The organism is Pseudidiomarina xizangensis (assembly GCF_052541995.1).
On record NZ_JBOBQA010000003.1, the window covers coordinates 85,446 to 100,733 of the forward strand.

A 15,288-nucleotide genomic window follows, 5' to 3' on the forward strand; every position below is an offset into this window, starting at 1 on the left:
TATAAAAGTCAAAATTATGTTATAGTCTGAGCATCTCACGTAAGGAAGAACTATGCAGGACCTACAGGAGCCAATGGCGCATCCATCAGAATTACCAAAACTACCTGGCATGTTATTTCGCTCTTTGTTTACAGTCGCGCGAAATGATCCTGCCGCAGCGACAGCGACTCAGGTATGTAATGAATTTAACGCGCCAGCACTCAGTCAGGCCCAGGTGGGTCGGTATAAAGACGCCTTTAACGGTTTTGTGAGTGACGTTCCCCTCACCATAATGTACTGCTTGGCCCAACGTGTGCATCTTGCACAAATGTTAGATGAAGCTTTCCCTTGGCCCGCACCAGGTCTGGTACATGTTAGTAATGAACTTGAACTTCATGCTCCTATAGAGTTAGGAGAAGAGTTTTTCATCCGTGCCAATATAGATTTACCAGCGCGAGGTCCAGCGGTTTCGCCACGACGTTTACGCCCTGTATTTAATGTTGAATTTTGGCAGAAAAACACCAAAGTAGTGACCTGCGTGAGTCAGTATCAGGTAATGCCTAAGCAAGGTCAAAAATCGCAAAAACCGCGCGAGAAAAAAGTCGCAACCGCACTCGGTGAAGACTGGCAACAACTAACCCATTGGCAGCTAGACACTACGGCAGGCCGAACTTATGCGCGATTGTCTGGCGACTTTAATCCAATTCACCTTCATCCGTTATTATCGCGCTGGTTTGGCTTCGAAAAACCTATTATTCATGGCATGTACATGGCTGGTCGCGCGCAAGCAGAGTTGGAGCGGGCTTATCAGAAACCGGTTCAGCGTATTGATGTGAGTTTTAAGCGCCCGGTGCCACTTCCGGCTGACATTGCGCTCTGGCAAAAACCGTCAGCGGACGATAACAACGGGCTTTATCAGATTTGCGGCGCTGCGGATCACCTGCAGCGCCTGGAAGGAAGTTTTACTCTTCAGTCAAAGTAAGCTGCTCAGCGGCAACACTGGCGACATCATCATTGTTAAAATGCAACGGTCGCAATTGTGGTTGTGACGAATACAATAACGTCTGATCGAGATAGTGATCTGAGTCACTATCAGATGCCTGTGAGTAAGTCAGTAAGCCCTCTGCAACAGGCCCATCTGCGGTAAACTCCAACGCAAACATCCAACTTGAACCATAGGTAATATGGTAACCACCTGCGACTGCGCTTAAATCAGACCCCGGTAGCCGCGGATAGGTATGCCTTGGTAACAAAGTGCCATCATTCCCCATATTACTGCGGAACACGTTAAAGCCACCCTCGATGTTATTCGCACCCCCCCATGGTAGTCGCATTCCTGAAGGCATTCCGTTAGGCAAGCTGCGCTCGACAAACTGCACATCCGCAAGCGTCGCATCGACAGCTAAACCAGCATTTTCGATACGTTCCTGGGCTGTTGCTAGTTGCTCTAATACCGTAGCGTTCGCGGCAAGCGTGCTCGGTGTGGTCACAGGTTGCGCTGGATCAAAGGCGACTTGCCATTGTGGGTTGCGGCGAAACTCGGTGGCAAACTCACGGAACATCATCGCGCCCACACTGTTCAGATTCATACGCCCATCGAATTGCGCCAAGGCTGCACAACCACTTGAGAGATCAACACTAGTACCGCTACTACTGGTGACTGGAGTGGTACCTTGGGCCTGACAATGGGTCACAACATCAGCTAATACCGCTTCGCCTAACCAGGTACGATTACCAATCAGACGATCAACCAAGTCCGCTCGGGTAAACTTACCATCTACCGATCCACCTTCAGCGAGCATTTTTTGGCCTAGCCGTGAACGGTATGATTGTTGATTGCCAACCGGTCCCCATAACGGTGATACGCCGGTAATTGGCGCTGCTGGGTTGGTTAACCAGTAACTATCGTTCGAGTTCTGCACGAAGTCACTGCGTTCTAGCTGCGGTGCCTGAGCAAATGGAATAGTGCCCTGTGGCAAGTAAAGACTGTCATCGCCCGGAAAGATAAACAGCCCGATTTGTTGCGATAAACCCTGATACAACGGATTTTCAGACCAAGCAGCTAATGCTTCTGGTACGATATTGGGCACTGAGGAACCATCCGAAAAGAAGGCATTGCCGTCTTTATCGACCGCCATTGCATTGTTAAACACCGTGCCCGTGTAATCGACAAAGGTTTGTTTATAGCTTTCGATACTATCGGCAAGGTTCATTCCCAACCAATGATCGAACAAATCGTAGTTTGGCAAATTTGCATCATGTAATGCGTACGCCACTTGTTGCCCTGTCGCTAGGTCTGTGCCCCACGGCAATGCATTTGGAATCACTATTACGGGACCGAATTCACTATGATAACTTGAACGTTGCAGCGTCATGAAAGTGTCAGGGCCTGTAGCCACTTCAATTTCATGAAACTTGCTGGTCATAGCAACCGGTTCACCATCCAGCATATAAGTTTTACCCTCATCATCATTGGAATCGAGAGTCAGGCGATGAATAGTGAATCGTGACGCAGTTGAAAACGTATGTGTCCATGCGACATCCTCGTTGAAACCTATATTGATAATACCCGGCATGCCCGACAATGAGCCACCAACAACCTTCAGCTCGTCAGGCACCTCGATTCCAAACTGCCAAAAGCGCTGGTTTCCGGTGTGCGGAAAGTGCGGATTCGCAATGAGCATTCCTTGTCCTGTAGCCGTTAAATCGCTTCCTATTGCCCAACCATTTGAACCGGCTTCAGTCGGGTTGGTATCAGGAACCTCTGCATGCATGGCCGCGATCGGCCCCACAGCCATAGTTTCACCGGTTTCTTTGGTGGCAGCAGCACCTGCCTGGTTAGGTGGAATTGCTAAAAATAGCGGTCCGGTAAAATTCGCCGCCCCAGGAAGTAAAGCAACACCCTGCGCATAAGTCATAATGTCGATCGGTGTGATAGGCTTCACCCATGGTTGACCGGCACATTCGGGTGCGATGTTGTCGACGCCGGTGTCGGCCAAGTATCGGTTATAACCAGAGGCGTAGCCAGTAACCAGTGCTTGTGCACGCTCACTGATCTGATCGAAGCCTTGTTCGGCATTTTCCCGAATGCCTAGGGCTAAATAACCAAAGTCATTCAAAATATTATCTGAGTCACCGCTCCCCGGCATCCGATCGGGTCCAAAATAGCGAGCACGTTGCGAATTAAACTTCACTACTTGATCGGCAAGAATACAGATGTTGTCACGCGCAAACGCGTAACCCACACCATAACCTAAACTTTCTAAGTTAGCGGCGGTGATATAGGGCACGCCATAATCGGTCCAGGTTATATCTGCTTCGACTTCACCCTCAGGGGCGAATGCAATCAAACCAGTAGGTTCGGGGTTGGTAACGATGACTTCGTCGACGGGGTCAGGATCATTACTTCCACTGCAGCCTGCAAGTGATACGGCGCAAGCGACCGCCAATAATGGAAGCCATAGGCTTTTTTTGCTTTGTTCGAACATTGTAAATACCTGTTGCTTTTTTGTTTTAATAGCTTTGAGTATGGCGACTACCTGGCTTAGTCGCAAGTTGGATTAGACCAATGGCTTTTGTCGCAAGTTTTTGGTATCGCCGCGCTTCTTCTTTTTCTCGATGCGCCGTTTTTTACTTGCACGGCTTGGTTTAGTTGCTATTCGTCGTTTTTGTACTTTGCCAGCACTGGCAACCAGCTCAATAAACTGTTGCAAAGCCAGTTCGCGATTTTGTCCCTGACTCCGAGTCGTCTGGCATTTTATGATGATTTTACCGCTGGCGGTTATGCGGTGGTCGCTTTTTGCTAGCAGGCGATGCTTATAGAAATCTGGCAACGACGATGCATGAATATCAAAAATAAGCTGTGCGGCAGTAGCCACCTTATTCACATTCTGGCCGCCCGCACCGCTTGAGCGGATAAACTGCCATTCGATTTCATGCTCCGGCACCGCGACGCGCTGTGATATTTGGATGCTGTTCATGTTAATCCTCCACCTCGCTCAATTCGACGCTGGGTCGCTTGTATGACAAGTTTTGGATTCGCACCAACAAGTGTTAACTGCTGACGAGCCCTGGTAATACCTGTATAGAGCAACTCTTTGGTTAACAGCGGCGCATCGTGGTCAGGTACGACCACCACGGTATGAGTAAATTCAGAGCCTTGGGATTTATGAATGGTCATTGCATAAGCCGTCTCGACATGAGTAAGGCGCGATGGTAGCAACCACCGCAAGGAACCCTGCTTATGACCACGGAACAGCACTCGCGGGGGCTCTTCTGGATTAGGTTGCACCACAATTCCAATATCTCCATTGCGCAAATCCAGACTGTAATCGTTGTGGGTAATCATTACCGGTCGTCCGACAAACCATTGCTCACTCTTTACCCGGTCACCGTGCAACCACAAGGTCGCCAACTCGTTAAGTCGCTGCATGCCCCAATCTCCCTGACGCAAGGCGGTCAGCAACTGAAATTGCTCGAGCTGGAGCAGCAAGGCATCACCCCATACCGCAATATCGGTAAATGCCGACGGCCCTGCTTGTAGTAAGTTTTGCAACCCTTGATAGCCGTTTAACACTAGCTGTTTTAACGGCTCAGCAGAGCTTTTCGCAACCTGTAAAAACTGAATATTTGCCAGTTTTTCATCTGTGCTCGCTAGTTCCTGTGAGTGGTGTAGCCATTCACTCAACCATGCGGTCTGTTGTTGATTGATTTCAGTTGCCAGCTTGCCAATACCTTCTTCCGCCTTGAACCGTCGACTCTTACGTAGCATCACCGTGTGCTGTAAATACGGCCACTGACCCTTGCCAGCCTGATTTAGTAAGTGCACGGGCAGCCTTAATGGCGGTGTTTCCTGTTCGGGTAAACTCTGCGTTGCGTCTAGCCATTGTGCGACATCAGGTGAATAGTGGCCCTTTTCTGCCTGATCACAGAGTTGCCCTAATACCGCACCGGCTTCGACCGATGCCAACTGATCTTTATCGCCAAGCAGTATCAGTCGAGCATCAGGGGCTAACGCAGAAGTGATCGCAGCCATCATTTCGATATCCACCATCGATGCTTCATCAATAATGACCACATCCGCCAGCAAAGGATTCCTGGCATTATGCCGAAAGGCTCGACTACGCGCCCGGGTACCTAGTAAACGATGCAAGGTTACCGCCTGGTTATCAGTTAAAACCTCGGTGTAAGCAGCTGGCAGCATCTTGAGTTCGACACTGATGGAATCTTCCATCCGCTTCGCGGCTTTGCCAGTCGGAGCCGCTAATCTAATCCGCAACGGTTCAGAATTAATGCGGTGTTTTTGCAGCGTCGCCAGCAACCTCACCACGGTATATGTTTTACCGGTACCTGGGCCGCCAGTAATGATAGTAAAACCACTGCGCACGGCCATGGCGCACGCCAACCGTTGCCAACTTATGACTCCCTCCTGGCCAAACAAATCGTCTAGTGTATCTCGCAAGTTGCCGCTGGCAATGGGATAGAGTCGAGCCATTCGGTCCTGTAAATCGCGGGTAATTTGCTGCTCATAATTCCAATAACGCCTTAAATACAAGCGCTGTTGGTTTTGTAACACCAGCGGTGAATTCGCTTGCGTAACAGCCTCAGAGTTGGCCAGCCTAGCCCAGATATCAGCGCCGAGTTGGTCGACAACCTGCTGTGCCGAAACACAGGCGCGAATACTGTCGTACGATGTATGCTCGGGAGGCAGCTGCAATGTTCCAGAGACATCAGCTCGCAACTTTGCAAGATCAAGGCACGGATGTCCATGTCCGAGTTGGTGACTGACCAACGCTGCCAGAACAGCAATATGTTCAGCATCCTGATCTAATTTATGGTAAAGATATTCGGCGAGACTCAAGTCGATGGCACGCAACCAACCGTGTTCATACCAAGTACGCAAACTCGACATTAATTGCATGCGGCCTCCGCTTGGTCGAAAAGCTGCTCCAGCTGCTCAATTAGCTGACGCGATGGGCGGTGAAAAAATGCACCACCAGAAGCAGCTTTATGGCCCCGTAAAAACAAGTAAACGGCGCCCCCAACGTGGGTGTCATAATGGTAATTACCTAACCTACTTTTTAGCAATTTGTGCAGTGCCAAGGTATAAATCACAAACTGCATGTCATAACGGCTTTCAAGAATCTTATCACGCATTTTTTCCGGTAAATAAGCACCATCATTAGCACCTAAGTAGTTCGATTTGTAATCCGCCACGTAATATTTTCCCTGCCACTCGAACACCAAATCAATAAAGCCTTTCAACATGCCATTTAAGGTCGTTGCCAACACGCGTGGGCGTCCGTGTTCAGGTAACACGTGATTCCTCACTAATTGGTCGAGCTGCTCGGCGTCGACATGGTGGGCAGGGAACCAAAACTCAGGCTCGGCTTGGTAATCGGTTAGATCCACCAACCGACATGACTCAGTGTTCGCCAGCTCAAATGAGGTGTGAAGATAGTCGAATAACCACTGCTGTAAGGTGCGCTGGTGCTCGTTCCACGGAGCACTAATCGTGCGCTGAGCAATCCAGGCGTCCAATTTATCCAGTTCAGCTGCCACTGTCGCAAACCCATCGTTACCAGCGTCTTCCAGCAAGCCATGTAAGAACGTCCCGGGAGTCGCACCGCGGGGGAAACTATGAATGGTTGCTGCTTCAGGTTGCTCCACCACTTCAGCTTGATCTTCGTGCAATGCCTCGAGCAAATTGCCACCGTCGGCATCGTCACTAGCAATCCACTCGCCGTAGCGCAAGGCGCTGTAACTCGCCACCCACCACGCCTCGAACCTGTGCCCCTCGGGCATCTGGCAAACATGGTAGTGCGGTGGCTCCGCAACCTGTGAAACATAGTCCGTTCGGGTTAGGACATTAGCTAAATCTACATTCTTACTTACCTTGGGCAACTCAAACTCATGTAGTTCTGGGTCAGCCCTTTTGTTTATGTTCGAAGGCTCACCATCCTGGACTCGCGTGCTGTGTTTAAATAGATAATTGACGGCACTGTTCGACCGCGTTTTATAGTCCGCAATACCAATGAAAGTAGCGTATTGCGCGCGGGTTACCGCAACATAAAGCTTGCGTAACTCTTCTGCAAAATTCTCGTCTTTGATGCGTTCGACGATCTCAGCATTTTGATTATCTAAAGCCATGCAAAGCTTACCGTCAGCATCATGGTAACGCTGAGGGAAGCTGACTTTGTCGTTCCGACCACGGGAGATAAATGGCAGGAACACCAGCGGGTATTGCAGACCTTTTGACTTATGTATGGTGATCACCTGAATCAATTCGGCATCACTTTCCAACCGCACTTGAAGCTCTGTGCTATTGGCACGGTTATTATCCTCTTGCGCCTGTTCTATGTGCTCCACCATAAAACGCAACAAGCCATGATGACCTTCCACCAACTGAGCTTGTTGTTGCAACAGTTCAGCAAGATGCAGCACATCGGTAAGCTCTCGCTCACCATTCGTCTTTGCTAACAACCGCGCTGGCACGTCAAAGTCGTGCAACAACTGTTGCAACATCGCTAACACGCCTTGCTGCTGCCAAGCGACATGGTAATCAGCGAATTGCTCGGCAAAGTTATCCCAGCGCAGTTCCTGGTCAGTAATGACTGAAATTTCCGTTAATCCGAGTCCTAACAACTCACACCCCAGCACACCTCTTAAGCGACTGGGGTCGCGCGGGTGCGCACAGGCATCGAGTAAGGTATAAACATCCATGGCTAAGCGTCCCGCGAAAACTGAATCACGTTCCGACAGGTAAACACTGCCAAGGGAACGGCGACGCAGAGCCTGGCGAATCAGCCCAGCCTGGAAACCATTGGCCACCAAAATCGCTATATCTTTAGGTTTTAAACGCACGAAATCGCCACTTTCACGGTGACGAAAACCTGCCGTCGGATTATTTAATAGCGCAACAATTTTTTCCGCAAAGCCATTGGCTAATCCATGATCCAATTCTGGGTTGTTACTCTTGCTATCCATGCCAGCTAACACATCGAATTCCAACGCTGTCTGTACCTGATCGTCACAGACAAATTCTGTGTGTAAGCCATGCGCGGCTACGCGATGAAAAGGTAAGGGGTTTTGGCCGTGCTGCTTAAACAAGAACGCGCCACGTTCAGCTTCCTCAGCCTGTGCAAAGAGTTGATTGCTGGCGTCCACCATAGCTTGCGTAGAACGAAAGTTGACGCCCAAGGTGTGATGGCGATTTTGAGTGGCACGACGGGCCGAGAGGTAAGTAAAAATATCAGCATTGCGAAACGAATAGATGGCCTGCTTCGGGTCACCGATTAAAAAGATACCATAGTCATCGCCAGTATCAGCAATAGAATAGATACGATTGAAAATCTCATACTGCACCGGATCGGTATCCTGAAATTCGTCGATCATCGCAATTGGAAATTGCTCACGCAGTTTGGTTGCCAACTGCTGACCAGTATCACCCCGCAATGCGTCTCGCAACCGGGTCAACATGTCATCAAAGCCAATTTCAGCGCGTTGCTGTTGTAATTCGCGGAATCGTGCCTGGCTCCATGCCGCCGCATGCCGAAGTAATTCTGCAGCGGGATCAGGAAGTGCATTATGCTGCTGCAATGCGTCTTCAAGCATACGCGGAAAGGCCACCTCTTCAGCACAAAGTTCAAATTTTGCGGCCTCTTGCAGGCCTTCAACAGTCAGCCGCTTCCATGCAGGCGGTGTTAACTCAGGCAGTAACTCGACCGTTGACGGTGAAACTTCAAGCGCCGCCAGCCATTCATCAACTTTAGCCAACCAGTTATCTAAATTTTTACGCGTGAGTTTACGTCCATCGACTTGTTTTTTATCACCAACCTTGGCAACAAAAGTCTCGCGGAACTGCGCTAACTTTTGCTGCCACTGTGCAAGCTGATGAACGTTTTCACGAAATTCCTGTTTTGCCGCCAAGTACCGCTGCACTATGCTTAATTGATCACTCAAATCACCGATCGGTTCAGCCGTGGCTGCATTTACTTCATAGCTTTGCACCAGTTCGCGGCAGCGTGAAACAACTGCATCAGGACTGGTGAAAGTACTAGTCATGACCTGATAGCTGGCTAAGTCAGTGGTTTTTATTTGCGCAATGAAGTGGCGCCAATAATCCTCTGCGGCTTGCTGCCGTAATGCACTGTTATCAGCGTTCAGTGTTTGCGTGAATAAGCTGCCGCTAGCAAAAGCATGTTCGCTGAGCATACGATTACACCAACCATGAATCGTCGATACCGCAGCTTCGTCCATTTGCTGAGCCGCCAAGTCAAGCACCCGTGCTTGCAATGGCCAGGTCTCTGTTGAATATTCATTGCGCAAATCATGCAGAAAACTGTCGGCTTGCTCGAGTTCGTTACGGAAAAATGCGGCGGCTTCGGTTAAGCGCGCCCGGATGCGGTCACGCAACTCTTCTGTAGCGGCATCGGTGAAGGTCACCACTAAAATGTCGCGCGGCGATTTCATTCGTTCACCGGCGTGCTGTTGACCGGGGTCCTCAGCATCGTGACCAAGTACTAAGCGTAAATAAAGCGCGGCAATGGTATAGGTCTTACCGGTTCCCGCACTCGCTTCAATCAGATGACTGTTGCGCAACGGAAAACGTAGTGGTACCAGTTGCTGGGCGGTAGTGTTATTCATCAACTTGGTCTCCAGCTAAACACTCGAGTAACGGAGCATAGAGCAATTTAGCTAACGCGGTCGCTTGCTCGTCGACTGCTGTTAAAGCAGCGAAATCTGGATAAAACCGACTCATATACCGCGCTCGCAACCGCAAAGCTGTGGTACTTCGATGCTGATCGTCCTCTTCGTAAAGCTTCTCAGCGGCTTCGTTCAAGAATTCAAAATCACCATTTTCAATAAATTTTCTACTGCCTTTCATCAAAGCTTTCTGCCACCCAGCCAACACCAATTCTAAATGCACTGGCAAGGGTTCTTGGAGACCGCGCTCAGCGCACTCAAGTAGTAACTGTAATTGTTGCTGTGCCAAACCTGGAGCAAGAGCGCTAAAACTGAGTGTTTTTTCCACACTGATGAATTGCGTCAGCGTTGCTGCATGAGTATTGAGCAGCAAGTGTTCAAGCCAGGTTTCGGCAAGCTTGACATAACGCGGCCGACCCGACTTATCCACTAATCGCGATGCCGATAACTTCAAGCGGACACGTTGCCCGGAAGCGTTTTTACGTAGCCCCGAAAACGTATCATGCACACGCAACCGCGCGCCAAACTGCAGACTCTCCACCGGCAAGGCTTGCGGAAACCCTGTGCATTCTTCGCGTACTGCTTGCCATAAAAGTAACCCGGTTTGCTGCAGCTCTTGTTTTTGCAGCTCACCACCAGCGCCGTCACTGAGTCGACCTTCACGTTGTAAACGCGCGCCGTAACCATGCAACCATTGCTGCCAATCTGCATCGGAGGCAGCTGAACCAGCAGCCGCAAGAAGAGGGGTATTTAAAGCATCGATAAGTTGCCAGCGGGTCAGTCCATCCAGGGTAAATAATTCTTCATCATGGTTTTCCACACGCGCCTCTGGCAAATAGCACTGGAAGCGTAAATTCATCAGCCAACGCGCGGGCTCTAAATAGAAATGATACAACTGCCGCACGTTCACAGGCCCTTCCGGCACCCAACCAGCTAAAGCTGATACTGGGGTTTGAGCTGCATAGGTCTCGCTATGTAGACTGTGCCATTCACGCGCATAGGTAAACCAGCCTCTACCACTTTCTGATTGTGTAAAATAAGCTGGATTGAAAGGTTGCAAATAATGCTGCTGCAAGGGTATCTCGACACCTAGCTGATGCAAATGATCACGCAGCTGACTAACCAGCACTGAGGGCGGCTTTTCGGTATTATCTTTAATACTGCGTCCGCACCAACTGACATAAAGCCAGCGCCGCGCAGAAAGCAGCGCCTCGAGAAATAAATAACGATCATCCTCACGCCGCGAGCGATCACCTGGCCGCGAATCATTGGCCATTAAATCAAAATCGAATGGTTTTCGCTGCCGTGGATACTCAGCATCATTCATCCCCAACAAGAACACGCCTTTGAAGGGTATCGCCCGCATCGGCATCAAGGTAGCAAAGTTAACACTGCCAGCAAGAAAACGCTGATTCAACTGATGTTCATCGACTCGCGATAACCAACTCTCAACCACCACAGTCAAGGGCACTGGTTCACTGAAATCAGCGGCAGTAGCAGCGGTGACCCAAGCTTCCAATTGTTTGCGTAGCCGATTAAGCAGTAACTCATCGCTATCATCTGTTGCCAGAAATAGCCGATCCATTAAGGTCAGTAATTGCTCACTCCAAACCCTTGGACTGACCGCCTGGGTGGTCATTGCAAAAGCGTCATTAAGTGTTTGTACCACTTGCTGCAGTGCGCCAGCAGCATTTGCTGCCAGCCCACCCACTTCAGGGTAAGGTTCGTCACCTTGCCACGCCGAATCGTTGCCTTCTTGACTACCCACAGCGTAACCCAGCAGCATGCGACGTAAACCGAACCACCATGAGTTGCGGCCCGCGGCAGCAGGCAAACCTAATTGCTGACGATGCTGCTCATGTAGAGCCCAGCGCACCCCGGCTTCATGCAGCCACGTTTGTAATTGGGCGACGTCTTGGGCACTTAACTCAAAACGTTGCTGTAGTGCTTCCACTTGCAGTAAATCCAGCACTTCGCTAGCAGTCGCGCGCTGCAGATTTAGCGTCAGTACATATTCCAGGGCGACCAAAATTGGGTGGCGGTGACGCATTCCCTGGTCGGCGATAGTGAACGGAATATAGCGTTCATCGCCACGCTGATGACGCCCAAAAACAGCGCTAATATGCGGCGCGTAGCCGTCGACATCAGGCACCATAACGATAATATCGCTAGGCTTTAAATCTTTCTCGGTAGCAAACAGGTGCAACAGCTGATCGTGGAGCACTTCGACCTCACGCTGGGGGCTGTGGCAGCTGATAAGTTGCAACGAATCATCCTGCTCGAGCTCAGACCAGTGAGCCTGTGCCTCGCTGGTACTACGTAAGTTCAAAATATCCGATTGCAATTGACTCAGTCGTTTCGGGTTATCGGGTAAATCCTCATCAAACAAGTCAAAGCTAACGGTTTTAAATTCCGCTGCTTTTTCAGCCGTGGCATCAAATTGGTCAAGCATGCTAATGTAATCGCCGCCCTGCTTACCCCACGACGCTAATAGCGGATGGGTTTCGCTGTGTAGGTTGTTGATGTCGAGCTCAGCTTGCCCCGGCTTCCGCTGCTGCCGCTTACGTTTAATTTCTTTAAATAAATCGCGACCATCGATGCTATCCATCCAGAAGTGTTTACACGGATTATGCACACACAAAATCACCTGACAGCAGGACGAAACTGCATGTAAAACTTCAATCATTTGTTGCGGTAAGCTGGAGATGCCAAACACGATAATGCGAGGTGGCAACGCTGCCGGGCGCTGGTTTGGTGGAAGCTTGCTCGCAGTGGCGATAAAACGACGATGTAATTCGGCTCGATTGTTCCAACCTTCATTGCCAACATCAGCAAGCAGCGCGCGCCACAGTATGGGTTGCCATGCATTCTCGGCATCAGCTTTCATGTCACCACCACCAGCCCAGTCCGCGAGCCAGTCGGCACGATACATTTGATATTGGTCAAACAAATCCGCAAGGCGTTCGCACAACTGATACAACTTACGTTGTTCAATGTCATCGCGCATGTAGTTCTGTAATGCAGCGAATTCAGCTTGCGTTAAATAGGCTGGCAATACACGCATCAGCCGCCAGGTTAAGCGATCTTTATCGAAGGGTGAGTGCCGCGGCAGGTTATCGCCTAACACAGCGCGGTAGGCCTGCCATTGAAAACGTGCGGGCAGAGTCACATCCAACATCGCAGCTATGCCGGTGGCGTCTGCGAGATGTAACTTCAACCACTGGGCTATGCCATTGGACTGGACCAACACGCATTCACTCTCTAATGGGTTGAGAGGAGCAATCCTTGTGAGCCGGACAACCAACTCCGTCAGATCCTCTAACTTATGGCTGTGGGCGACGATTAGTCCTGCGCTTTGTTCACTCATTTGCTATCCTCTCCATGCATGAGGATCATCCTACCCAATCATGCACAGCTAGGCTAGCAACTCAGTGCGACATTTTGTGTCGCGCGGGCCACTGAAAAGGAAACACTAATGAAAAATTTTCAACTCATTCTCGTCTCGTTACTGCTATTCACTATTGTGGGCTGTACCACTCAATCCGATAATCACCAAAAGATAGTAGCGAGCGACGCCGTTACATCGATTTATAATTTCTCTCAGCCCGCACCTAATCATGCAGCTGGAGGACAGCCGAAAAAACATGAGATCGGATTACTTGCCGATGCCGGGGTTGATATGGTTATCAACTTGCGTAGCCATCCGGAAATGACGGATATTCATGAAGCGCAATGGACCACTGAAAATCAGCTAGCCTATTACCACATCCCGATTGCTGGGGCTGATGGCCTGACCCAAGAAAACGTGAAGTTGTTTCATCAAACACTTTGGCTGAATGAAGATAAAAATATCTTCATGCATTGTGCCAGTAGTAATCGTGTTGGTGCCATGATGGCATTGCGCGCCGCTTGGTTTCAGGGCGCCGACCAAGAAGCAGCGCTGGCTATCGGTGAACAATACGGCATGACCAGTTTGCGTAAGCGTGTGGAAGAGCTGCTCAGCGAGTAATTCTGTGGTAAACTGCGCGCGCAATTTTTGACCTCGGATTTGCGATCCGAACCGCCAAAAGAAGGATGTCATCATGTATATTTGCGCCGCACTCTATAAGTTTGTGGAAATTAACGATTTCGAAGCTTTTCGCGAGCCCCTTTACGACTGCATGGTCGAAAATGGCGTGAAAGGCACCTTGCTGCTCGCTCGTGAAGGAATCAACGGAACCATTTGCGGTACGCGACAGGCTATCGATAATGTTCTGGCCTTTATCCGTTCACGTGACGAATTTGCCGATATCGAACACAAAGAGTCGCCTAGCGATACCCAGGCGTTTTACCGCACCAAAGTAAAACTCAAGAAAGAAATCGTGACGATGGGCATCGACTGGGTTGACCCCAAAAATGTGGTCGGCACCTATGTCGACCCACAGGATTGGAATGACTTGATCCGTGACCCCGAAGTGCTACTTATCGACACCCGTAACGATTACGAATACGCCGTCGGTACCTTCGAAGGGGCGATTAACCCGAAAACCGAAAGTTTCCGTGACTTCCCGGCATACGTCAAAGATCACCTCAATCCAGAGCAGCATAAAAAAGTCGCGATGTTTTGTACCGGTGGTATTCGTTGTGAGAAATCAACAGCGTATTTAAAATCTCTCGGCTTTAACGATGTTTACCATCTGAAAGGCGGAATTCTAAAGTACCTGGAAGAGGTGCCTGAAGAAGATACCAGCTGGAATGGCGATTGCTTCGTTTTTGATCAACGTGTCACCGTTCGTCACGGCTTGAAACCAGGCGATTACGATCAGTGCTATGCCTGCCGTATGCCCATCACCGAGCAAGAAAAGCAATCTGAGTACTATCAAAAAGGTGTCAGCTGCCCTCACTGCCATGACCAGACCACAACCGAGCAGAAGCAACGCTTTGCGGAACGGGAAAAGCAGGTCCAACTCGCAAAACAACGCGGTGAAGCTCACATTCGTGACGGAAAAGCTGAAGAAAACCGATAGTCCTAATCGGTTGAGTCTATTCTCTCTTGCCCTTGAAAGGGTCTATACTGACCCTTACATCTAATTGTAGTAACAACAATTTTTAACGGATAACCAGGAGTTTACAGATGCAACAATTAAGCGTTATTGGTCTCGAACAACATCATGCGGAACAGTTGGCTGAAAAACTCAATCAACTGTTATCCAACTACCAAGTGTTTTACATGAATGTCCGTGGCTTTCACTGGAACATCAAAGGTCAGGAGTTCTTTGAATTACATGCAAAATTCGAAGAAACCTACAACGATTTATTAATGAAGATAGACGAAATTGCCGAGCGTATTTTGACGCTGGGACAACGTCCGTTGCATGCCTACTCTACTTATATCAAGAGCAGCGAAATTCAAGAAGCTAAAGACATTCATGATGGCAAAGCCTGCGTACGTGAGATTTTAGACAGCTATCGAACCACTATCCGGTTGCAGCGCGAGCTGCTCGAACTTGCCGGCGATGCCAATGACGAGGGTACCTCTGCATTGATGAGCGACTACATTAAAGAGCAAGAAAAAACAGCGTGGATGCTCACTTCATACCTCGGCTCTTAATTTCATCGGTTCTT

The 15,288-nt window shown here is 49.6% G+C and carries 9 protein-coding genes; 4 read left to right on the forward strand and 5 right to left on the reverse strand.

The genetic code is table 11. The features are described 5' to 3' along the window. Window positions 1–52: 52 nt before the first annotated feature. Complete coding sequence (locus tag ACQ5ES_RS08890) at window positions 53–961, forward strand: MaoC/PaaZ C-terminal domain-containing protein (protein ID WP_445015974.1); 909 nt, start codon at window positions 53–55, stop codon at window positions 959–961. Here the strand turns inward: ACQ5ES_RS08890 and ACQ5ES_RS08895 are convergent. The 5 genes from ACQ5ES_RS08895 to recC all read right to left on the reverse strand — a co-directional run bounded on the left by ACQ5ES_RS08895 (window position 942) and on the right by recC (window position 13,051). Next, window positions 942–3,467: a penicillin acylase family protein gene (locus ACQ5ES_RS08895; RefSeq protein ID WP_445015976.1), complete on the reverse strand. Its 2,526-nt coding sequence runs from the start codon at window positions 3,465–3,467 to the stop codon at window positions 942–944. The genes ACQ5ES_RS08890 and ACQ5ES_RS08895 overlap by 20 nt on opposite strands. A gap of 72 nt (window positions 3,468–3,539) precedes the next feature. Next, window positions 3,540–3,959 carry an alternative ribosome rescue aminoacyl-tRNA hydrolase ArfB gene (gene arfB / locus ACQ5ES_RS08900; RefSeq protein WP_445015978.1) on the reverse strand — a complete coding sequence of 140 codons (420 nt, stop codon included), beginning with the start codon at window positions 3,957–3,959 and terminating at the stop codon, window positions 3,540–3,542. After that, the gene (gene recD, locus ACQ5ES_RS08905) at window positions 3,956–5,899 is read right to left on the reverse strand and encodes an exodeoxyribonuclease V subunit alpha (protein ID WP_445015980.1); all 1,944 of its coding nucleotides are present in this window, start codon (window positions 5,897–5,899) and stop codon (window positions 3,956–3,958) included. The genes arfB and recD overlap by 4 nt, the downstream gene beginning before the upstream one ends. After that, window positions 5,890–9,624, reverse strand: a complete 3,735-nt coding sequence (gene recB, locus ACQ5ES_RS08910; protein ID WP_445015982.1) for an exodeoxyribonuclease V subunit beta — start codon at window positions 9,622–9,624, stop codon at window positions 5,890–5,892. The genes recD and recB overlap by 10 nt, the downstream gene beginning before the upstream one ends. Further along, window positions 9,617–13,051 (reverse strand): exodeoxyribonuclease V subunit gamma, encoded by a 3,435-nt coding sequence (gene recC / locus ACQ5ES_RS08915; RefSeq protein ID WP_445015984.1) that lies wholly within the window; start codon window positions 13,049–13,051, stop codon window positions 9,617–9,619. Before recC ends, recB begins: the two co-directional genes overlap by 8 nt. A gap of 108 nt (window positions 13,052–13,159) precedes the next feature. Between recC and ACQ5ES_RS08920 the strand changes: the two genes are divergently transcribed. The 3 genes from ACQ5ES_RS08920 (at window position 13,160) to ACQ5ES_RS08930 (ending at window position 15,274) form a co-directional block, all read left to right on the forward strand. After that, complete coding sequence (locus ACQ5ES_RS08920; protein ID WP_445015986.1) at window positions 13,160–13,693, forward strand: protein tyrosine phosphatase family protein; 534 nt, start codon at window positions 13,160–13,162, stop codon at window positions 13,691–13,693. 73 nt (window positions 13,694–13,766) lie between these two features. After that, on the forward strand, window positions 13,767–14,690 hold the full coding sequence (gene trhO / locus ACQ5ES_RS08925; protein ID WP_445015988.1) for an oxygen-dependent tRNA uridine(34) hydroxylase TrhO: 924 nt from the start codon (window positions 13,767–13,769) through the stop codon (window positions 14,688–14,690). 107 nt (window positions 14,691–14,797) lie between these two features. Further along, a complete protein-coding gene (locus tag ACQ5ES_RS08930; RefSeq protein ID WP_445015990.1) occupies window positions 14,798–15,274 on the forward strand; it encodes a Dps family protein in 477 nt (158 codons plus the stop codon). Window positions 15,275–15,288: the final 14 nt, after the last annotated feature.